We start from the raw sequence: 21289 nt of genomic DNA, 5'->3' as shown, positions 1-21289 counted from the left end.
CGGCAGCTTGGCACGGCGAATGGCCCGTTCCATAACTCCCGCATAGTCCAAGTGGGATATATATCTGATTTCATCCCCTTTGGTTAACTGAGCACGATACTTATACATTTGCCTTCACCTCCCCTTCCTGGCGCTTCCAGTCCACAATATCCACCTTAAGAGATGGGCAGACCCCACAGCCGGAGCACTTACCACGGCGGCAGTCCTCTGTCAGCTGCTCTGCAACGGCCTTGTTCCATTCACGCTTAAGGAATTCCTTGGAAACTCCCGGGGTAGTATGCTCCCATGGTAATGGTTCATCAAAATCACGGGGGCGTTCACTGTATTCCTTCATATTGACGCCGCACTTTCTGAAGGCTTCGTGCCAAACATCTTCCTTAAAGAGATCGGTCCAGCCATCAAATTTGGCTCCATCCCTCCAGGCCTGATAAATCACCTGAGAAATACGGCGGTCACCACGGGAAATAGCTCCTTCAAGAACGCTGACTCTGGCATCATGGTAATGAAACTTTACGGCTCTTTCAGTAATGCTGTCCTTCAAAAGGCGCTGACGACGTTCAAATTCATCCTTTGGCAGCTGGCCAAACCACTGAAAAGGGGTATGAGGCTTTGGTACAAAGCAGGAAACACTGATGGTTACAGTAACACCCCACTTGCCCTTTACCTCCTTGTATTTTCTGGCTACCTTCTCCGCCAGTCTGGCAATACCTACAATATCCTCATCAGTTTCCGTAGGTAAGCCCATCATAAAGTACAGCTTCACCTGCTTCCAGCCCTGTTTAAAGGCTGCTTCAACGGCAGTCATAAGATTTTCCTCAGTAACGCCCTTGTTAATTACATCACGAAGGCGCTGAGTACCAGCCTCCGGGGCAAAAGTGAGACCACTTTTACGCACCTGCTGCATTTTATGGGCCAAATCAATGGAAAAGCTGTCTATACGCAAGGATGGCAAGGAAAAGCTTACCTTCTCACCCTCAAAATCAGAAAACAAATCATCCACCAGCTCTCCCAGACAGGAATAATCTGCCGAGCTAAGGGAAGTAAGGGACATTTCGTTATAACCGGAGGAATCCACCAGTTTCCGGGCCAATTTCCGGAGATATTCGCGGCTTCTCTCACGGATAGGACGATACGAAGTACCCGCCTGACAGAAACGGCACCCACGGGTACAGCCTCTAAACAGCTCCAGCATAATTCTGTCATGAACTATTCCGATATAAGGCATTACAGGCTTTTCCACGAAATGAACGCTGTCCAAATCCTTAATAACCCGTTTATAAATCTTGGCCCTTGCCTCAGGCTCCTTTGGTTCTATAGAGGAAAAATACCCTTTTTCGTTATATTTAACCTCATAAAAAGAAGGTACATAAATACCATCCAGCTTTGCGACTTCCTTTAAAAAGCCTTTTCTTCCCCCTGGCTTTCCGTCCTTTTTCCATTTAACAAAGGTTTCCGCCACTTCAGAGATGATTTCTTCTCCTTCTCCCAAAATGAAGAAATCAAAAAAATCAGCAATAGGCTCCGTATTATAAACAGTAGGGCCACCGCCTAATATAAAAGGATCTCCCTCACTGCGGTCCTTTGCCCAAACTGGAATCCCGGCCAAATCCAGCATGTTAAGGATATTAGAATAAATCATTTCGTACTGGAGAGTAAAACCCAGAAAATCGAATTTCTTAATATCATTAAAGCTCTCCAACGAAAATAAAGGTATGCTTCTGTCCCGCATGATTGCTTCCATGTCGGTCCAAGGAGCATACACTCTTTCACAGGCAGTATCCTGACGATTATTCAACACCTCATAAAGGATTTTCAATCCAAGGTTTGACATGCCCACCTCGTAGGTGTCGGCCATGGCCAGGGCGAAGTGACAATCCACCTCGTCCCAGTCCTTATGTACAGCATTTAACTCATGACCTGTATAACGGGCAGGTTTTTCAACGGCCTGCAGGATTTCAGGTTCTAATTTAATCATTGCTCAAGCTCCTCTATTGATTCAAAACAGAAACCTTAAAATTGGAGTTTTTGGTTTCTCAGATAAATATTAAGTAAGATGGCTACAGCGAACATATTGGTGGTAAGGGCACTGACACCATAGCTCATAAATGGCAGTGGAATACCGGTTACCGGCATAATACCAGCTGTCATACCCACATTAACCAGCACATGGAAGGCCAGCATGGAGGTAATACCCACAGCCAGCAGCATCCCAAAGCTATCCTGGGCCTGCTGGGCAATTTTAATTCCCCGCCATAGCACCACAAGATATAAGAGAAGTAAAATAGTCGCTCCGATAAAGCCCAATTCCTCTCCAACTACGGCAAAAATAAAGTCCGTGTGGTTCTCCGGCAAAAAGTTAAGCTGACTTTGAGTACCTGCAAAGAGTCCCTTGCCAAATAACATTCCGGAGCCTATAGCTATTTTCGACTGAATAATATGATATCCCGATCCCAATGGATCAACATTAGGGTCCATAAATACCATAATACGCATTTTCTGATATTCCTTCAGCACAAAATGCCACATCAATGGAGCACATGCCATCGCTGCCCCAAACATCCAGGCCAGCAGCTTTAAATTAACTCCACAGGCAAAAATCATGCCAATAAAAATAGCCATAAATACCAGAGACGTCCCTAAATCCGGCTGCTTTAGCACCAGTAAAAAAGGAAGCCCCACATAGCCAGCCAAAGGCAGCAAATCCGACCACTTGTTTATTTGCCCTATTTTATCCTGAAAAACAGAGGCCATACAGATAATCATGATTATCTTTGAAAACTCAGATGGCTGAATGGATATTGGCCCCAGCTGAATCCACCTCTGGGCACCTAAAGCCGACTGTCCCAAAAACATAACGGCCAGCAGCATAATTATGTTAAATATATATAGCTTCTTGCCATAAGCCTGCAACGCCTTGTAGTCAAAGTTCATAAAGAAAAATATAATCCCCACATTCAGGAGAGTAAATATTCCCTGCCTAAGTACATACCAATATCTATCCTCAGATGGAGTATTTATATGGGTAGCACTACCAATGGTGATAAGGCTCATAATGATTATACCTGCCACCCCGGCAATAAGCTCCACATCTATTTTTCTGAATTTCTTATTTAAAATCAAGGATCCTTCCTCCAAATTTAAATTCTCGTATAGCTTTTATATGTTATCACGAACCATGGGAAAGAACAACCAAATATAATAAAAAACACAGTGACACCCCCCAAGGAACATCACTGTATCTTACATCGTCTTTTAAAATATTTGGAAGGAATACATCATGGATGCCCCTTCTTCATAAGAACACTATTGCGCTGGTATGCAGCTGTTTCGTATTTCTTATTTATGATGTCTCATATTTTGTACCGGAATGTTGGCTACCAGTGCTACAGAATCATCAACATTCTCCAGAGAGATTTCCATGTCAGTCTTATCGATAACCATGTACTTGGATATTACCTGAATAATATCATCCCTCAGCTTTGCCATAACCTCTGGCGACACGCTGGCTCTGTCCTGAATGAGAACCATCTGCAGGCGCTTCTTAGCCACCTTGCCGGATTTCTCATTACCAAAGATACGCTTTAATGAATCAAGCATCTACAAGTCCCCCTCAATATCAGTCTTTGGAAAGTTTGAAAGCCTTCATCAATTTCTTAAAGAAGCCTTCCTTTTCAAATTCCATGAACGGGATATCTTCACCCAGGAGACGTCCCACAATATTCTCATAAGCCTTGCCAGCCTGAGAGTCGCTCTCGCCAACAACTGGTTCACCACGATTAGCGGAGGTTACAACCTTAATATCATCTGGAACCTGACCAATGCACTTGATGGCAAGTATATCATTAATATCATCCATATCCATCATCTCGCCACTATCTACCATAGCAGGTCTGATTCTGTTAATAATGAGTTTAATATTATCCTTTTCAGAGCGGCCCAGCTCACCAATAATCTTATCCGCATCACGAACAGCGGAAACCTCTGGCATGGTAACTACAATAGCAGTATCCGCACCGGCAATTGCAGTCTGGAAGCCCTGTTCAATACCTGCCGGACAGTCAATTATTACAAAATCATATTCCTTGCGAAGCTCATCACAAAGAGCCATCAGATCAGCAGGATTTACTGCGGACTTGTCCTTTACCTGAGAAGTAGGCAAAAGCTGCAGATTTTCGTATTTCTTGTGACGTACCAAAGCCTTCTTAATCTCCACACGGCCCTCAACCACGTCAATCAAATCGTACATAATTCGATTTTCAAGACCAAGAAGCAAATCCAAATTGCGGAGACCGGTATCGGTATCAATCAGAACGACCTTCTTGCCACGCATAGCCAGACCCACACCAAGGTTTGCAGTGGTGGTTGACTTACCTACACCACCCTTACCGGAAGTAACAACAATAACCTCACTCATTCTTATAAATCCTACCTTTCTATCGGTTCAATAATAATCTGTCCATCTTTAATGGATGCCCGTTCCGCAAAATCACTTTTCTCCATAATATCAGGAGAACGGGCGATCATGTTGGCTATACGAATCTGCGTTGGCATAAGCCTGTCAGCAATAACCACGGCACTGATATCTCCCCAGGCACCTGCGTGAACCATGCCCCGGCAGGTCCCCCGCACATCTATACTGCCCCCGGCAATAATCTGAGCACCGGGATTCACATTTCCCATAACCAATACAGAGCCCTGGCTGGTGACCTCCTCACCGCCACGAACAGTGTGCTCCACCACAGTCATTTCCTGGGCTTCCACATTGCCATCATGCTGAATAACATACTGAGGTGGCATCTGTGATTGTTCAGCTGATGCTGGTGGCGGATCCTTCTTGACGGACAACTCCACTCCCAAGCCATGCTGACTTAATATTTGATTAATCCCCTTCTTAACGGAGCGGTCCAAGTCAGCTACCTCCAGCTCAAACTTGGTCCCCTCCGGAAAAAAGCCTGGTTTTTCATCCAGCTTCTTTTTAATTTCGGCTTTGATTTCCTCCATGCTGGCTGAACTATCCACCAATAAACGGAAGCCATCCTTGCCCCCCTTTATGGTTACCAAATCCCTGCTCATATTCTCCCCACCTATCTTATATTAAGATAAAATGATTATATAACAACTTTATTTCTTGCCGTTTGCAGCACCATATCCCTTGCCTGCCACTGGGGCATTATTTACAACAGCTGGCTGCTCCTGAGCCTTTTTATTGGAATTAGAATTATTCTGCTTGTTCTTCTGGGCCTGCTCTGCCTGTTTCCTCTGCCGTTCCAGCTCCGCCTGTTTGGCAGGGTCCGGAATATTGAAGGCAGCCTCCAGAATCTTTCTGCCGATTGGCACCGCTGAAGCCGCGCCATAACCGCCCTGCTCCACGATAACTGCCACTACGACATTTGGATTATCAAATGGTCCATAGGCCACAAACCAACCGTGATCACGGCCATGAGGATTCTCGGCTGTACCAGTTTTACCAGCTATCTCTATAGGGAAGCCCCTGAAAACGGAGGCCGCAGTACCATATTTAGTAACGCCCTTTAGCCCCTGCTGAACCAAATTGATATAATGAGGATCCACATCCAGCTGTCCTACGACTTCTGGCTTAAACTTCTTTACGGTTTTACCATCTGTATCCACAATTCTGTCAACCAGATATGGTTTATAGCGTTTACCATCAGCAGCGATTTCGCCCATTACCATAGCCGCCTGAATAGGTGTAACATTATTAAATCCCTGTCCGATGGCAGCATCAAAGGTTTCTGCCAAATACCAGTCTTCATCAAAGACCTTGCGCTTGTATTCCTGTGACGCCACAAGTCCCTCAGCCTCAAACTCAAGATTTACACCTGTCGGCTGTCCCAGGCCAAACATTCTGGCATATTTTTCCAGTCGGTCAATACCGAGACGGTTACCCATCTCATAGAAATAAACATTATCAGAGTGGGCCATGGCCTCCTCAAAGTTGATATAGCCAAGGGCCTCTCCGTCTGCATTTCCCTTATCTACTATCCAATGCTTACCAGAGTCAAAAATCTTTTCCTCCGGAGTAACCACATGCTCTGCAAGAGCCGCAGTACCAGTAACAATTTTAAAGGTTGATCCCGGTGGATATTCACCGGTAATAGCCTTATTGTCCATTGGATGATTTGGATTATTATTAATGGCATTCCAATTTTTTGAAGAAATACCACCTACAAACAAATTAGGGTCAAAGGAAGGGCGGCTGACCATAGCCAGCACTTCACCGGTCTGTGGATTCATAACCACCACAGCAGCCGCTTTGGCACCTACGGCCACCAGCTGTTCATCCACAGCCTTTTCTGCTGCTGCCTGAATGTCCTTGTCAATGGTCAGATAGAGATCAGAACCCGGAATAGGATTTTTCTTGCCAAGGATTTCCACAGGCTTACCAGTAACATCTACCTCCACCTGCTCGCCACCGTCTTCACCACGCAGCTCCAAATCATAAACCCGTTCCAAACCGGCCTTGCCAATAATATCCCCCATCTTGTATTTGTGAGGAGAATCCTTTTTGGCCTCCAGTTCGGCGTCGTTAATCTCACTAACATAGCCAAATACGTGAACAGCCTGTTCCTTATATATGTATTCCCGAATTGGCAGAACCTCCACCACTACTCCGGGATAAAGGTCCTTCTGCTCAGCTATAATACTGAGAATCTCAGGACCTACATCTGTCTTTATGCGAATAGGATCAAAGCCAATATGGGCATCAATCTTCTCATTTATAGTCCCCTTGGGAACCTTTAGAAGCTCTGACAGGCGATTTATAACCTCATCAGAAATGGGCTCCGTTAATGGCAGCAAAGACACTGCAAAGCCAGGTCTGTTAGTGACCAGCATATTGCCATTTCTGTCATAAAATGTGCCACGGGGAGCTACTGCAGGTACAATACGAATGCGGTTACCATCTGCAAGACTTGCATAATAGTCCCCATCATATAGCTGCAAATAACCAATACGGCCTATCAGCACTGCAATAACCAGCACAATAATATAGCCAATTACCCGCAGGCGGCCGCCAAACTCTATATTATTTGTGTTTGTGTTCACTCAAAAAACTCCCACACTCGTTATTTCTTATCTGCTGTTTTCTTATGCAGCCATCTTACGGCACAATGTATCGGCCAAGCAAACACTAAATTGTAACAAAGAAGCGGTCCCAGCTTAGTATAAAGATGTGTAAATATATTAAACCGGTACCCCAACAGCAGCATTATGGCCTCTGTCATGAGGAATACTGCCGCCGTATTCAGGACGGATGCCGTAACGGGCAGACCAAAGCTGTCCTTTAGCACCCTGGTGGAGAAAACACCGCATACATAACCTACAATCAGCTTGGTAAAGGCATTTAATCCAAAAAATGTCCCTGTAGCCAGATCTTCAAAAAGACCCAGCAAAAAACCAGCGAAGCTGCCTACTTTTTTCCCATTGAGGAAGCCTATGGAGCTGGTCATCAATAATATTAAATCCGGCCCTATACCATAAAAATACACTAATGGCATAAAAGCGGACTGAAATGCATAAACTACTAATACAAATAATAGCCAGGCCAGAAAATTCTTCATTGGTTTCCATCCCCACCTATTGGATTGCCGTCCTTGTCAGTCTCCGTCCCAGGGGTCTGTTTAGGAGCAGTCAAAGGCTCTGGTGGTGCTTCACGGGAGGCTGTAATGATAAGTACATCCTCAAGCTTTTGGAAATCTACAGCTGTGTAAAGATAAGCAATCTCCAAAAGGCCACCATCATCATTCTGAATATTGGCTACAGAGCCTATAAGCAATCCCTTTGGATAAACACCGCCGAAGCCTGAGGTAACAATAACATCCCCCTCAATTACATCTGAATTGCGAGGAATGTTAATCATCTGAGGAAGCATAGGGTCACTTGGATTACCTTGAACAATACCGGCAACCCTGGACTCCGGACGCTGCACCAAAGTACCCACAGATGAGCGTGGATCAAGAATTAACTGAACCTTGGAAGCATTTGGAGATACCTCGGTAATCACACCTACAAGGCCCTTTTCTGTTACCACGGGCATATTTTTTGTTATACCATCAGAGGAACCGCGATTAATTACAATCATGCTGGTCCAAGTGGAAGACTCCCGTCCAATAACCTTGGCCGGCAGCAAATCGAATTGAACCGCTGTAGCCTTGTAATTGAGCATTTCCCTTAGACGCATATTTTCAGCTGCATATTCATATGCCTGAATATTTTGCTGGCGAAGGGCAATAACCTCTTCACGAAGCTCCTTGTTCTGATAGTATACAGTTGCAACTTCCCATACAGTTGTAGCCACACCGTTGACCTGGGATTCAGCCCAGGAAATGGCCCGCTGAAACGGAGCCAAGGCCGTAACCACAGCAGGACTGGTCAAAACAGGTACCATACGGCCACGGGCAGCGAAAAAAATAATCACAAAGATACTTAGAGCTACCACCACGAGCATCCAGGTTGTCTTCCGTGCATTATTATCCCGTCTAATCCTGCTCATCTTATCTCAACTTCTTTGTAGTCATAACAACACGCTTCAGGAGCTCAATGTTCTCCAAAGAACGGCCAGTACCCTCACCAACACAGGAAAGAGCGTCCTCGGACACCAATACCGGCATACCGGTTTCATTGCTAAGGAGCTTGTCCAGATTACTGAGGAGAGCACCGCCGCCGGTCATCATAATACCATGATCCATTACGTCTGCTGCCAACTCAGGTGGAGTCTTCTCCAAAGTACCCTTTACAGCATCAATAATCTTGTATACAGGCTCGCTGAGAGCGTCACGAATCTCACTTGCTCTGATGGTAAGATTCTTAGGAAGACCGCTTACCAAATCACGGCCACGAATGTCCATGGTCTTGTCAGCATTTGGATTTACGATAGCAGAGCCAATAGTAATCTTGATTTCTTCAGCAGTACGCTCACCAATCATCAGATTATATACGCGCTTGATGTACTGTATAATCGCAGAATCCATCTCGTCACCGCCGATACGGATAGAGCAGCTGGTTACAATACCACCAAGGGAAATTACAGCGATTTCAGTAGTACCACCACCGATATCAACTACCATGGAGCCAGTAGCTTCCTCAACCGGGAGGCCTGCACCAATAGCCGCAGCCATAGGCTCCTCAATCAAATATGCTTCACGGGCACCAGCCTGCTGGGCAGCATCGATTACTGCACGCTTCTCAACCTCGGTAACACCGGAAGGAACGCCTACAACAACGCGAGGGCGAACAAAAGACTTGGTATTCATTGCCTTACGGATAAAATATTTCAGCATAGCCTGAGTTACATCAAAATCAGCAATAACACCATCCTTCATAGGACGAATTGCGATGATGCTGCCTGGAGTACGGCCCAGCATACGCTTGGCATCATCACCTACTGCCAGTACCTCACCACTATCACTCTTTATAGCAACAACAGATGGCTCACGAAGAACAATACCCTTGCCCTTAACGTGTACCAAAGTGTTTGCAGTACCTAAATCAATCCCCATATCATGGGATAAACCACCGAATAAACTCCACATAAATAAATAACTCCCTTCAATATAACTGGTAGGCATTTCGAATAATTCCAAGGCCTATATATTGTTTCTTAAAATTGGGCCCAAAAATAATGAGCCACATGTCATTGTATCATACCTTCCTCTTTAAGGGAAATATATTTATTATCTCCCAGGACAATATGATCTAGTACCGGTATATCCATTAGCTTTCCAGCCTCCATTAACTGTCTTGTAATATTCAGATCCTCCCTGCTTGGAGAAGGATCTCCACTGGGATGGTTATGAACCAGTATCATAGCTGCTGCAGAATTTTGGACAGCAGCCTTAAACACCTCCCGTGGATGAACCACCGAAGCCGTCAGACTGCCTATGGATATAATTGGCATGGACAAAATATGATGTTTGATATTCAACAGTATGATAGCAAAATGCTCCCGCTGCTGAAACCGCAGCCTGGGCATTGCATAATCCGCCGCATCAGCGGGACAACGCACAACGGGTTTTTGTGCTGTGGTATTTAAACCCAGTCTCTTTCCAAGCTCCACCGCCGCAGCCAATAAAGTGGCCTTGGCTGAGCCAATACCCTTGTACTCCATCAGCTCTTCTACAGACATTGTAGCCAGAGCCGATACCCCACTCTCACGATGCTGGCTCAAAATATCCTGAGCCAACTGCATTGCCGACTTTTCCTTGGATCCACTTCCTAGCAATATTGCCAGAAGCTCAGCGTTGCTGAGAATTCCCGGGCCATAGGCCATAAGCCTCTCCCGTGGACGGTCATCAACTGGAAGATCCTTCACCATTGTCATATAAATCAATCCCCGCTTTCCGGGCAAGACCATCAAGACAATGGAGCGGCAAACCTACGACATTGGAGTAAGAACCTCTGATTCCGTCTACAAACACAGCCGCCCTACCCTGAATGGCATAGGCTCCGGCCTTGTCAGCCGGCTCTCCAGTGGCTATGTAAGCATCAATCTGATCTGCGGATAAAGGAGAAAACACAACCTCTGTCGTTTCCCATGCCTGCCAGAACTTACCCTTCCATGCAAGAACGATACCAGTTATAACCTGGTGGGTTCTTCCGGAAAAAGTTTTAAGCATTTCTCTGGCATGCTCCTTATCCCGAGGCTTACCATATATATGTCCATCAAGGCTTACAACAGTATCTGAGCCCAGCACCGGATATTCCGGATGCTCAGCTGCCACAGCTGCAGCCTTTAAATGCGCGTTTTGTACTACCAGCTGGTGAGGCTCCAGACCGGCATCTTTTATTTCATCGGCATCGCTTGTTATAACCTCAAACTTACAGCCGATTTGCTCCAAAAGCTCCCGCCTGCGGGGAGATGCTGACGCCAATATTATCATCATGCACCTCTTAATAACGGCGGAACAAAATAATTGCAATAACCATACCTAAAATACTCATAAGGTTTGGTGTAAAAGACAATCCCACAGTCAGCTTGATCACATATAGATTCAAGGTGGCCGGTGTCATGTCCAGCACTGGATATGTATGAACCAGATATGGCATTACGCTGGCCAAGGCATCCACTCCTGTCAGCAAATCTCCAATAATGCCGCCAAGAATAGCACCAATTATTACAAACACAATTAACGTGCCATAGCTTCTTTTCATTATGTTAATAAACCTCCATTACACAATTCTCCGCTAATAATTATACAGAGTAATACGAAGCAAAATCAAGATTTTTCAAAGGCCCTGCCACCTTATTTCTTAATGGCGAAAAAAGGCAAAAACATCAATATTCTACCTACCACATAGGTAACCGCCAACCCAAATATACATGCCAAAATATATTTTACATACACCGGCAGGGCCACTCCCATAAGTGCCCATACTACCAGCATAACCAATCCCATGTGGGCATAGTACATGGTATAGGAATTATCACTGACTGCCTTTAAAACGCCATTAGTATAGTCCAGCTTTGTCTGAAACAATGCCAGCAGGCCAAATACTGAGGCCATGGTAAACAGGCTATGAAGGGCTGACTTAATCACCATAAATGTAACAGGAGAAGCGGTCAGCTGTCCGAATAAGGCATATCCAGTATAAAATACTCCCGTAAAAATAAAGGCTGGTATCCAGGCCGTAGGATCCAGTCTGAACCCCTTTTCCGTAAACCACTGCTTTCTCCAGGCATAAACGCCGGCAAAGAAATATATGACATAAAGGGAAATCCTTGTTGGCTGATAAAGTAAAATTGGCCATACCTTTGACCAGTTGTCGTTATTGCCCCCCACCAGATAATAGGCTCCTACTGTCAGGGTGTATGACAGTATAGCGATTGTCAAAAAGAACACCTTCCCCGGAGCAGCAGGCGTGAGTTTTTCTTTAATAACCGGTTTGATTTTTGCCACAGCAAACAGAAGGATATAGAGATAAAACAGAGTCCCCAAAAACCAATACTGGGTGTGGGAAAAAAGAGGTCCGAAGAAAAACACCTTATTCAAAAATTCCATAAAAGGAAGTGGCACATGTCTGGTCAAAAAGATCAGATATGTAACAGCCGGTGAAAGAATAAGAACTCCCAGTATCCAAGGAATTACAATCCTCATCAGCTTTGATGTCCAAAACTTTTTTGCCGGTTGTCGCGAAAGGGACATGATACCAAAATAACCAGAGATAAAAAACATAACCGGCATTATAAAAATATCCGCCCAGACTACAAATACAGTAAAGGACATCTGTGGATCACTTTTATCCACCGCATACCACCATTCAGGAGCATACTGCATATAGCTCATGGCTATATGAAACACTATCATCAGGCAAATAATAAATGCCTTTAAATTATCCAGAAAAAATATTCTTTTCATAACTCGTATCATTCCTCAACATTCTGCTGTTTTTTCTTGCGCTTTTCATAAATGAGAAAAGAGCCTACCACCACAACAGCCAGCACAATATTAAACACCAGACGATATGGATTTTCACTGGCAGTTACTGCATCATGACCGATCATTGCCTCAATGGCAGTGGATGGCAGCTTGCCGATAAGGGCCGCCAGGGTATAATCCTTTAGGCTCATTTTGCTTAAAGCTCCCACTGCATTAAGCAAACCTGACGGAAGATATGGCACCAGACGGGCAATAAGCATTATTTTAAAGCCCTCCCTGCCGCTCATATCATCTATTTTCTTTAGATAGGAATGCTTGGCAATAACCTCCTCTGCCACATCCCGAAATAAAAATCTCAGTAATAAAAAGCTGATAACCACACCTACTGTTTCAGCCAGCCAGGCCAGAATAATTCCCGGTACTATACCAAAAATCAAGGCATTGGCCGAAGAAAAAATAATTGCCGGTGGAAATCCAATGGCGTTGACGCACAGCACCAACAGAAAGCTGAACACCATGGCCCAGGGGCCAAAGGAATTTATATAATCTGCCACCTGCTTCATATCACCACTGAGACATACTCCCCACAGTTCATTAAAGAAGGCGGGATTAATCAGGTATATTATCAAAAACAAAACCAGCATGATTAACACTGCACCTATCTTTATAGTAGATGCAGAACGTTTCTTTTGCATAAAATACCTCCTAAACATAACTCAACCGATTTATTATAACGCTATTGTTCAAATTTTGCTACCAGCAAAATATTCTTATAAAGCAAACCATTGACGAAAACCTGCTATGGTAGTAATATTTTAATGGTCTTTAAATATATTAAATATATATCATAAGATTCAAAATAAAATGAAAAGTTGGTGAGGAAAAATGGATACAGATTATCCTAGTCCGGAACCCCCGGGTGAATTAATAAAAAATACTGAGACCGTATCCCTTTTCTCCTGCCATTATTTTATAAAATAGCAACAATCTACAAGGGCTTGTGGTCTCTTTCAAATGGAAAGGAGTGCCATAATGCTCAAAATTTACAAATCACACGAGAATGGTCCTCTCACTGAGTTAAGCCTGAAAACTTTGGAAAACGGTGCCTGGATTAATATTGTTGCCCCTACACCATACGAGCTGAAGGTTGTAGGCAATCTTACCGAGGTTGAGCCTGATTTTCTCCGTTCAGCTCTTGATGATGAGGAACGCTCCCATATTGATATTGAGGACGACAGTGTCATGATTTTGACCAATGTCCCTGTTATTCGGGAGGAAGGCGGCTACGATACTCTGCCTTTGGCCATTATCGTCACTGAAGAATATATTATTACAGTATGTCTGGAAGAAACCCCTGTGCTTTCCTACTTCAACGAAAAGAATGCCCGCTTCTTTCGTACATTCAAAAAAACCAGATTCCTGTTTCAGATTCTTTATCGGTCCGCCACCTTCTACCTCAGCTATCTGCGTCAGATAAGTAAGCAGTCCGATGAGATTGAACGCAATCTGCGTCATTCCATGAGAAATCAGGAAATCCTAAAGCTTTTGGAATTACAAAAATCACTGACATTCTTTAACGCCTCCCTGAGATCCAACGGTGCGGTGCTGGACAAGCTCATGCGCCTCAGGACTAACTCCACCATGCAGCCTATGCTTAAATATTACGAGGAGGACGAGGATTTGCTGGAGGACGTTATCATCGAAAATAAACAGGCCAAGGAAATGGTTGAGATGTACAGCAAAATTCTTGCCCGTCTGGCAGATACCTTCTCCTCTATTATTTCCAACAACCTGAATCAGGTCATGAAATTTTTGGCTGCTGTCACCATTTTGTTGGCAATACCAACTGTTATTTCCAGTTTCTTCGGCATGAATGTGCCTGTGCCAATGTCAGAAAGCACTTGGGCTTTCAGCTATATCTTCGGTATCGCCGGTGTATTGGTAGTTATCTGTGGCTATCTGCTATGGAAACGGGATATGTTTTAAATAAGGGAGGTTCACCATGGCCACAATGACTGAATCACAGCTTAGGGCTGGCGTAATCTTCGGTGACAATGAAACTGCAGAATTCGTCTATATGCCTGCCAGCGAGCTTGGCGTGGAGCATCCCATGTGCGTATATGAGTACGAGGCTGCCAGAGATGATATGGACCTTAATGAAGCCATAAAGACCATTCGTCACAGAAGCCTGCGGCCTACCAGCCATCCACGCCTTGGAAAAACCTCATGCTAATAAGGGGGAGTATATATGATTGCTGTTCCATCATCTGATTTTTTGAAGGAATTTACCATCTATGCCGACAAGGCTACCGATGAAAAAGAAACAATTTTCGTGCAACGCTCCAATGACAAAAATCTGGTGGTTATGTCAATGGATGCCTATAACGAAATACAGAAAAAGCTATATGAAAAGCAAAAATAGACTGCCAAAGCAGTCTATTTTTTATTATCAATATTTAGAGCCTAATCTTAAACGAGCAGAGACTTCAGAATGGCAAATAACCTTTCCACATCCACTGGTTTCGCAAGATGCTCATTCATACCACAGGCCAAAGCTGCCTGACGATCCTCAAAGAAGGCATCCGCTGTCATGGCAATTATAGGCACATCCTTCTTGCCTTCCTCCTCCATGGCGCGAATCCTACGGGTGGCCTCATAGCCGTCCATAATAGGCATCTGAATGTCCATGAGGATTATATCATAATGCTTTGGCGGATGGTTGGTAACCTTGGTTACTGCCATTTCTCCATTTTCTGCCAAATCAACAAAGAAGCCTGCCTCCTCAAGTATGGTGATGGCAATCTCCTGATTCATCTTATTATCCTCTGCCAGCAGGATACGTCTACCCATAAATTCTTCCTGGGCAATGGAACGCTCCTCAGTTTCAGCGTCATGAATGTTCATGGCACTCTTAATATTTTTCTTCACATCCGATATGAAAAGCGGCTTTTCAATAAATGCAGAAACCCCGGAACTGTATGCTGCTTCCTCAACACCGGAATACATACCATCAGTTAAGAGTAATATTGGCACATCGTTTCCCACAATCTGACGCAGCTTCTTTACCACATCAAGGCCGCTAACCTTATCCTCTATGCGCCAGCTGATAAAGTAAGCATCGTATTTCTCCTGCTCAGCAAGGAGCAATGCTTTATCCACGGACATTGTATTTTCAACCTTGGAACCCAGCTTTTCAAGAATGCCCGTAAGACTTTGACATGTATCATCGGAATCAACGACGATAAGTGCCCTCTTGCCCACAACCTCCGGCAGCCGCTCCACTTCACCGTCAACATAGACATCTTTTTGCAGCTTCATATCCAGATGCAGCAGTACTTGAGTCCCTTCTCCCTGGGTGCTGTTAATAACGATGTCGCCACCCATAAGATCAATGATATTCTTGGTAATAGCCATACCCAAGCCAGTACCCTGAACCACATTACTGGTAGTATTGTTTTCGCGCTCAAAAGGTTCAAAGATATGCTCCACAAACTCCGGACTCATACCAATACCATTATCTCTAATCTCAAAATCAATGGATACATAGCCTTCCTTCTGGGAAGGAACCTCACTGATAGTAACGGTTACATTACCACCCTGGTTACTATATTTGACAGCATTACTGATGAGATTCAAAAGCACCTGATTGAACCGCAACCGATCGCAGAAAATCCGCTCATGAATCACACCGGAGGTTTCCATTAAAAATGATATTTCCTTAGCAGCCGCCTGATCCTGAATGATATTCTTTATATCATTCATCATATCACCCAAGGACTGTGGCAGCTCCTCCAAATGAACCCGTCCATCCTCGATACGGGTGATATCAAGTACATCATTAAACAAACTAAGAAGGTGTTTACTGGAAGCAGTAATCTTATCCAGATAGGCCTGAACCCTCTCAAATTCCTGCAGATGGCTTCCAGCCAAAGTTGCAAAGCCGATAATTGCATTCATTGGAGTGCGGATATCATGGGACATATCGGACAGGAATTGCTGCTTTGCCTTATTGGCATTTTCAGTACGAAGCAAAGCATCCTTCAGATGAACATTTTCGATCTGAAGGGCGAAAACCTTACCTACCTTGGAAAGGGACTTTTTATCCTCATCGGACCAAATATGTTTCTGATTATGAATATCCATAACACCAACAAGGCCCCATAGCTCATCCATAACCACAACAGCATAATACAGGACAGAATTGTTAAAATTCTCTCCCAAAAAAGACAGGCCTTCAGTACCAATGGAATTTTCATCCAGAACCTGGATGAGATTTTGGGCTTCCTGGCTGTCAACGTCAAACTTAGCACCACACAGCTTGTCATCACCAGCCTCAAAGCTCACCTCTGCAACTGAAATACTGTCATCAGCCGAATTCCTGGTCATCACAAAAGCAAGACCACAGCCCATACTTTCCCGGAGAGCTTTTAACAGCTCCCTGTTATGGGACTCAGCATTATCCTTTCCCTCGGTAAACCGCCACAAGTATTCTTTTAAGCATGTATCAAGAGCAGATACCTTTTCCGCAACTCCCATAAGGCAAATGCCTCCCCTAAACTAATGTAAATTAAAACATAGTTTTACTCTTATACTATATTTTCCTAAAATTTCTCCATATAGTCAAGGAAAAATAACACATGATTAAAAAAAAGAGCCCGTAAAAGGGGCTCTATCCTTCTCATAAAATATCGTCGATAGTAATACGTTTCATTTTCTCCCGAGGAATAGGAATACGTTTAGGCATAGTCCGGCTCATAACATACTCATTATCACCAATCGTCACAATTACACCTGGATTATTTTCCAACAGCTTATCTATCTTGGCAAAAATATCCAATATCTCCTGTTTGCACCCATAAACCCGGTTAATCATATAAATAGTTTCAGGCTTTTGGGCATAATACACATGTCCCTTGTCATCCTCAAGAAGTACCAACAGGCGACGTAAAAAACTCTTGGGAACAGCATTACCTATAGACCGTACATCATAATTATCGCGAACAGCATCTGAAATACTGGCAAATGGGAGAAGTTCTATATCATGATGAACCTCCTGTAAATAAGTATACATACAATCACTCGCTTTCTTATCAGCAGAATAATGATACAACGTACAAAAGTTATATAATCAATTTACAAACATCAAATTAAAAGATTTACAAAACTTTACATATTTTTTTAAGTATTATACTATATAATGCCTATTTTCGTATAGAAAAATTTTTTAATTTTTTCTTTGGGACCTTATACTTACTTCTATTATTATTTACTGTTTCATGATATAATACTCAAGGATTGTTTTTTAGGAGTGTCAAAATGTCTTTTTATTCAACTGTTGTACTTATTACTGTTGTGCTTAGCATAATAATGATTGTACACATCAACAATTCAAATATAGTTACGGATAATGCACGAAAAGGGTTTTGCATTAGTTTTGCCATCATTATTTTTGTTTCTTTTTTGGAATGGCTTACATATTTCTCCGATGGTAAACCGCTATTCCCTATATGGCTTCATACTCTGTTCAGTGCCATAGAATTCAGTTTGGCCCCCACCCTGGTGGTATTGTGGGTATATGCCATAGGCAATATAAAGCATCGCCGTATTGTAATCATGTTCCTGCTGCTACATGCATTGATAGAATTTTCTTCCATATGGACCGGTGCTATCTACTACATTGATGAGGGAAATCATTATTGCCGTGGTGAGTATTACTTCATATATGTCCTCTGCTATACTTCAGCCATTGCAATAATGTTCTTCGAAGCCTACTATTTCTCACGAAAATACCAAAACCGCAATCTCAGTTCTCTTATTGCGGCTTTCAGCTCCCTGTTTATTGGTATTGTTGCCAACACTATGAATGGCGATGTAAAAACAGCCTGGCTATCTGTAACCACCTGTTGCGTTCTGTTTTATATTTACTACATTGAATTGGTGGTTCAAAGTGATGGCCTGACCAGACTATTAAACCGCCGTTCTTACGAGAACCATCTTACTAAGCTGAACTATCGTACTGCTGTTATAATCTTTGATATAGACAAATTTAAGAGTGTCAATGATACTTACGGACATGCCTATGGTGATACGGTATTGAAAAAGATTTCCAAAGCAATTATACGCTGCTACATTTCCAAAGGATTATGCTACCGTATAGGCGGAGACGAGTTCTGTGTGATTCTAAACAAAAACAGCTTCCACAGCGAGTCAACTGTCATTAAGCTAAATAAACGCTTTAATGCTCTTTTGAATGAGCTTCGCCGCAAGGAACCTAGTCTTCCTACTGTATCAGTTGGCTATGAAATCTTTAATACCGAAAATGAAGTAGCCGATATTATACATAATGCAGATACCATGATGTACATCAACAAAAACAGCAATCGCTGATATACTTTAGAACAAAAAAATGCGACCCTACAAGGGCCGCATTTTTTATTCTAAAATATAAATCTCAATATCCTGTCTCCCAAACGCCATGGCTTCTGCGTGGGTATCAAATGCAATATCGATAATGTTACCAACTATGCTTCCACCACAATCCTCGGCCACAGCCTCACCATAACCAGGGATATATACCTTGGTCCCCATCGGAATAACACTTGGATCCGAGGCTATAATTCCCTTTCTTACCGCGGTACCCAATGCTGTTACGCCGCTGGTTTCCTCAGGACTGTATGCCGTCGCGTGAACAAACACAGCCCTTCCCCCTTCAATGCCCCGTTCAATATCTCTTTCCTGAGCATAAGGGTCCAAACGTCTATAGGTCTGCGGACCACAAATACCATCCACTACCAGCCCTTCAGATTTCTGAAATGCTTTAATCGCCTTCACTGTTTCCGGTCCACAAACACCATCTTCTTCACCAGAGAAAAAACCTTTTTCTTTTAACAATGCTTGTACTGTTACCACATCTGCGCCAGTTGAGCCTTCCTTGACTAAAATACCGGATGCCAGAGCTGAAGCACAAAACATCATAACCATTGCACAAATCAATGTACAAATACTCAGCTTGCCAAATCTCAAAAAATCACCTCTCTTTTTCAATTAAAACATAGACTTATTTTATCATATTCCTTATAATTGCGTCAAATTTTCAGACAATTCGAGGCTTTCCAATAAGTATGACCCCCATACCGAAGAATAATCTTCATAATATGGGGGTCATTAAGGTGGTAAAGGACTATTAGATTATATTTTTTACATAAGCATCGTAGAGAGACTTAAGCTCCTCGACGCGATCGTACATTTCTACCTGCAGTCCGGAAGCCATTTCATAATCGCCCTCGTTAAGAGCATTAATCAACAGGGTGAAAAGGGACTTCTCATCAATGCTGTCTTTTGCCAAATAGTAACGGAGCTCATTAATCTTGTTCCAGTTATAAGCATCCTGGTCAGTAACATACTCGGACTTAATCTCCTTGGCTGCACGGACAATATCACGATTCTCAGGAATAATGCGGGCAATCAGCTCAGTCTTCCAACGGGTAAGGGCACCCTCCTTGAAGGCCTCGATAATTGCATCAGTAAAAGCACCAGAGGAGGTAATGGCCTCGCGCTTATCGGTGTACTTGTCAAGAGCAGAAAGATTGTCCCATACAGTTGCAGGTGGTGCACCAAAGAGTCTGTTGCGCTCATCTGCAGTATAGTCCTCAAATACATCCTCCTCAGAACGATATGCTCTATCTTTTTCCAGATATCCTGCCTCTTCGCCGGCCTCCTTGGAAAGCTCAGCCAGTAGCTCCTTGGTGGTCTTGGTAATAGAATAACGGACGCCATCAAGGACTGCAGAGTAAATAGCAGACAGTACCAGATAAGTATCAGTATATGGGTTGCAGGCACGAAGCTCAAAACGGGTAGCTGCCGGATTGGTGACATCGCGAACCAGACCAGCCAAAATAGTACGGTTACGGGATGGAACCTCAGGAGTATGGCCCAGGGAAGTAACGATACATACAGGTGCCTCAAAGCCTGGCTTTAAGCGATTAAGAGAATCATTAGTGGCAGATACAAAAGGATTAATAACCTCATAGTTCTTCAGAAGACCCATGATAGCACCATAACCAACAGCACTCATGAAATCAACAGTCATTTCCTTTGGTGCAAAGAGATTTACGAAGGAACCATCCTCCATAATTGCGGCCAGGCCGATATGGGTATGCTCACCGTTACCTGCAACACCAATCATTGGCTTTGCTTTAAAGCTAACCTCCAAGCCATTAAGGCGGAAGGTTTGCTTAATAATGGTACGGGCCAACAGCTCGTTATCAGCTGCCTGAAGGGCGTCATCAAAACGCCAGTCAACCTCAATCTGTTCACAAACAGAAGTCATATTGCCGCCCTTATCCATCTGAGCCTTGATACCGCCTACTTCCTTGTGACCCATCTCGACGTTAAGACCATAATCATCAAGACGCTTTACAGTCTGCTCCAAAGCAGTACGAACGATACCATGAGTTCTCTGCCAATACTGCTCCTGCATAACCTGGGAGGCAAACATTTCATCAACATGTACATGGGAAAGAGGAGTCTTTACCCAAAACTCCAGCTCAGTGGCAGAAGTAAAGCTGATATCCTTAATCTTGCTGCAATCAATGTGCTCCAAGCCGGAAACCTTTGGATGCTTGTGGAAAATATCCAGCAGCTCCTTCTTTACAAAGGTCAGTGTATCAGCCAAAACTGAACGGGAATCTACGCGTCTGCCCTCATGAATCAGGAAAGCCGGAATACGGAGAGTACCTACCGGAAGGCCAGTTTTCTCATCGTAATTTTCAAAATTGTAGTCAACGAACCAATTTACGCTAGGATCAATTGGCATATCAACCTTGGCATTATTCAAGGTTGCAATGCCGGAAAGAACTACGGAAGAACCATCAGTCTAAGTCGGAGGCCAAGCG

Annotated in this window: 21 protein-coding genes and 1 pseudogene; 4 read left to right on the top strand and 18 right to left on the bottom strand. The window is 43.7% G+C overall.

The annotated features are described in order from the left end of the window. From ACKI5G_RS11560 to ACKI5G_RS11495, 14 genes and pseudogenes are all read right to left on the bottom strand, one after another. Positions 1-1975: pseudogene (locus ACKI5G_RS11560) on the bottom strand (TIGR03960 family B12-binding radical SAM protein); the annotation flags it as partial. Between the two features lie 35 nt (positions 1976-2010). Continuing rightward, on the bottom strand, positions 2011-3120 hold the full coding sequence (rodA, locus tag ACKI5G_RS11555; protein WP_407400516.1) for a rod shape-determining protein RodA: 1110 nt from the start codon (positions 3118-3120) through the stop codon (positions 2011-2013). 216 nt (positions 3121-3336) lie between these two features. Then, positions 3337-3597, bottom strand: coding sequence for a cell division topological specificity factor MinE (minE, locus tag ACKI5G_RS11550; protein WP_039207110.1), 261 nt, complete (start codon positions 3595-3597; stop codon positions 3337-3339). A 19-nt stretch (positions 3598-3616) separates the two neighbouring features. Further along, a complete protein-coding gene (gene minD / locus ACKI5G_RS11545; RefSeq protein ID WP_407400513.1) occupies positions 3617-4414 on the bottom strand; it encodes a septum site-determining protein MinD in 798 nt (265 codons plus the stop codon). Positions 4415-4425: 11 nt separating this feature from the next. Further along, on the bottom strand, positions 4426-5073 hold the full coding sequence (gene minC, locus ACKI5G_RS11540; RefSeq protein ID WP_407400511.1) for a septum site-determining protein MinC: 648 nt from the start codon (positions 5071-5073) through the stop codon (positions 4426-4428). A gap of 48 nt (positions 5074-5121) precedes the next feature. Next, positions 5122-7065, bottom strand: coding sequence for a penicillin-binding protein 2 (mrdA, locus tag ACKI5G_RS11535; protein ID WP_407400509.1), 1944 nt, complete (start codon positions 7063-7065; stop codon positions 5122-5124). A 20-nt stretch (positions 7066-7085) separates the two neighbouring features. Then, positions 7086-7580: a rod shape-determining protein MreD gene (mreD, locus tag ACKI5G_RS11530; RefSeq protein WP_407400507.1), complete on the bottom strand. Its 495-nt coding sequence runs from the start codon at positions 7578-7580 to the stop codon at positions 7086-7088. After that, entirely contained in the window at positions 7577-8512 is a 936-nt protein-coding gene (gene mreC / locus ACKI5G_RS11525; protein WP_407400505.1) for a rod shape-determining protein MreC, read from the bottom strand. The genes mreD and mreC overlap by 4 nt, the downstream gene beginning before the upstream one ends. A 1-nt stretch (position 8513) precedes the next feature. Then, positions 8514-9551, bottom strand: coding sequence for a rod shape-determining protein (locus tag ACKI5G_RS11520; protein ID WP_027396376.1), 1038 nt, complete (start codon positions 9549-9551; stop codon positions 8514-8516). A 101-nt stretch (positions 9552-9652) separates the two neighbouring features. Continuing rightward, a complete protein-coding gene (radC, locus tag ACKI5G_RS11515) occupies positions 9653-10339 on the bottom strand; it encodes a DNA repair protein RadC (protein WP_407400503.1) in 687 nt (228 codons plus the stop codon). Further along, positions 10311-10898, bottom strand: a complete 588-nt coding sequence (locus ACKI5G_RS11510) for a Maf family protein (protein WP_407400518.1) — start codon at positions 10896-10898, stop codon at positions 10311-10313. The genes radC and ACKI5G_RS11510 overlap by 29 nt, the downstream gene beginning before the upstream one ends. A 10-nt stretch (positions 10899-10908) precedes the next feature. Continuing rightward, complete coding sequence (locus ACKI5G_RS11505) at positions 10909-11169, bottom strand: DUF4321 domain-containing protein (RefSeq protein ID WP_407400501.1); 261 nt, start codon at positions 11167-11169, stop codon at positions 10909-10911. Positions 11170-11261: 92 nt separating this feature from the next. Next, positions 11262-12374: an acyltransferase family protein gene (locus ACKI5G_RS11500; protein ID WP_407400499.1), complete on the bottom strand. Its 1113-nt coding sequence runs from the start codon at positions 12372-12374 to the stop codon at positions 11262-11264. A gap of 8 nt (positions 12375-12382) precedes the next feature. Further along, a complete protein-coding gene (locus ACKI5G_RS11495; protein WP_407400497.1) occupies positions 12383-13090 on the bottom strand; it encodes a TVP38/TMEM64 family protein in 708 nt (235 codons plus the stop codon). 337 nt (positions 13091-13427) lie between these two features. Between ACKI5G_RS11495 and ACKI5G_RS11490 the strand changes: the two genes are divergently transcribed. Genes ACKI5G_RS11490 through ACKI5G_RS11480 form a run of 3 tightly spaced genes read left to right on the top strand, consistent with a single transcriptional unit; the run spans position 13428 to position 14817 of the window. Then, a complete protein-coding gene (locus tag ACKI5G_RS11490) occupies positions 13428-14381 on the top strand; it encodes a magnesium transporter CorA family protein (RefSeq protein WP_287450099.1) in 954 nt (317 codons plus the stop codon). 16 nt (positions 14382-14397) lie between these two features. Then, entirely contained in the window at positions 14398-14628 is a 231-nt protein-coding gene (locus tag ACKI5G_RS11485; protein ID WP_407400495.1) for a hypothetical protein, read from the top strand. Positions 14629-14643: 15 nt separating this feature from the next. Beyond that, complete coding sequence (locus tag ACKI5G_RS11480) at positions 14644-14817, top strand: type II toxin-antitoxin system Phd/YefM family antitoxin (protein ID WP_407400493.1); 174 nt, start codon at positions 14644-14646, stop codon at positions 14815-14817. 47 nt (positions 14818-14864) lie between these two features. Here ACKI5G_RS11480 and ACKI5G_RS11475 read toward each other — a convergent pair whose 3' ends face one another. Both ACKI5G_RS11475 and ACKI5G_RS11470 read right to left on the bottom strand, forming a co-directional pair. Next, positions 14865-16931, bottom strand: a complete 2067-nt coding sequence (locus tag ACKI5G_RS11475) for a response regulator (protein WP_407400491.1) — start codon at positions 16929-16931, stop codon at positions 14865-14867. 142 nt (positions 16932-17073) lie between these two features. After that, positions 17074-17466 (bottom strand): hypothetical protein, encoded by a 393-nt coding sequence (locus ACKI5G_RS11470; protein ID WP_407400489.1) that lies wholly within the window; start codon positions 17464-17466, stop codon positions 17074-17076. Between the two features lie 245 nt (positions 17467-17711). Between ACKI5G_RS11470 and ACKI5G_RS11465 the strand changes: the two genes are divergently transcribed. Continuing rightward, entirely contained in the window at positions 17712-18782 is a 1071-nt protein-coding gene (locus ACKI5G_RS11465; protein WP_407400487.1) for a GGDEF domain-containing protein, read from the top strand. A gap of 45 nt (positions 18783-18827) precedes the next feature. Here the strand turns inward: ACKI5G_RS11465 and ACKI5G_RS11460 are convergent, their stop codons facing one another. Together ACKI5G_RS11460 and ACKI5G_RS11455 are read right to left on the bottom strand one after the other, a co-directional pair. Further along, on the bottom strand, positions 18828-19418 hold the full coding sequence (locus tag ACKI5G_RS11460) for a peptidoglycan-binding protein (RefSeq protein WP_407400485.1): 591 nt from the start codon (positions 19416-19418) through the stop codon (positions 18828-18830). Between the two features lie 160 nt (positions 19419-19578). After that, entirely contained in the window at positions 19579-21210 is a 1632-nt protein-coding gene (locus ACKI5G_RS11455) for a glutamine synthetase (protein WP_407400484.1), read from the bottom strand. Positions 21211-21289 lie beyond the last annotated feature (79 nt).

Origin of the sequence: Anaerovibrio sp. (assembly GCF_045637405.1) — a bacterium.
Taxonomy (GTDB): domain Bacteria; phylum Bacillota; class Negativicutes; order Selenomonadales; family Selenomonadaceae; genus Anaerovibrio.
This window is presented reverse-complemented; position numbering and strand designations above follow the sequence as displayed.

Bases quoted from the DNA above. Each gene is read 5' to 3' on its own strand.
- minE (WP_039207110.1), bottom strand. From the start codon at position 3,597: ATGCTTGATTCATTAAAGCGTATCTTTGGTAATGAGAAATCCGGCAAG.
- minD (WP_407400513.1), bottom strand. From the start codon at position 4,414: ATGAGTGAGGTTATTGTTGTTACTTCCGGTAAGGGTGGTGTAGGTAAG.
- minC (WP_407400511.1), bottom strand. From the start codon at position 5,073: ATGAGCAGGGATTTGGTAACCATAAAGGGGGGCAAGGATGGCTTCCGT.
- mreD (WP_407400507.1), bottom strand. From the start codon at position 7,580: ATGAAGAATTTTCTGGCCTGGCTATTATTTGTATTAGTAGTTTATGCA.
- mreC (WP_407400505.1), bottom strand. From the start codon at position 8,512: ATGAGCAGGATTAGACGGGATAATAATGCACGGAAGACAACCTGGATG.
- ACKI5G_RS11520 (WP_027396376.1), bottom strand. From the start codon at position 9,551: ATGTGGAGTTTATTCGGTGGTTTATCCCATGATATGGGGATTGATTTA.
- radC (WP_407400503.1), bottom strand. From the start codon at position 10,339: ATGACAATGGTGAAGGATCTTCCAGTTGATGACCGTCCACGGGAGAGG.
- ACKI5G_RS11510 (WP_407400518.1), bottom strand. From the start codon at position 10,898: ATGATAATATTGGCGTCAGCATCTCCCCGCAGGCGGGAGCTTTTGGAG.
- ACKI5G_RS11505 (WP_407400501.1), bottom strand. From the start codon at position 11,169: ATGAAAAGAAGCTATGGCACGTTAATTGTGTTTGTAATAATTGGTGCT.
- ACKI5G_RS11500 (WP_407400499.1), bottom strand. From the start codon at position 12,374: ATGAAAAGAATATTTTTTCTGGATAATTTAAAGGCATTTATTATTTGC.
- ACKI5G_RS11495 (WP_407400497.1), bottom strand. From the start codon at position 13,090: ATGCAAAAGAAACGTTCTGCATCTACTATAAAGATAGGTGCAGTGTTA.
- ACKI5G_RS11490 (WP_287450099.1), top strand. From the start codon at position 13,428: ATGCTCAAAATTTACAAATCACACGAGAATGGTCCTCTCACTGAGTTA.
- ACKI5G_RS11485 (WP_407400495.1), top strand. From the start codon at position 14,398: ATGGCCACAATGACTGAATCACAGCTTAGGGCTGGCGTAATCTTCGGT.
- ACKI5G_RS11480 (WP_407400493.1), top strand. From the start codon at position 14,644: ATGATTGCTGTTCCATCATCTGATTTTTTGAAGGAATTTACCATCTAT.
- ACKI5G_RS11475 (WP_407400491.1), bottom strand. From the start codon at position 16,931: ATGGGAGTTGCGGAAAAGGTATCTGCTCTTGATACATGCTTAAAAGAA.
- ACKI5G_RS11470 (WP_407400489.1), bottom strand. From the start codon at position 17,466: ATGTATACTTATTTACAGGAGGTTCATCATGATATAGAACTTCTCCCA.
- ACKI5G_RS11465 (WP_407400487.1), top strand. From the start codon at position 17,712: ATGTCTTTTTATTCAACTGTTGTACTTATTACTGTTGTGCTTAGCATA.
- ACKI5G_RS11455 (WP_407400484.1), bottom strand. From the start codon at position 21,210: ATGCCAATTGATCCTAGCGTAAATTGGTTCGTTGACTACAATTTTGAA.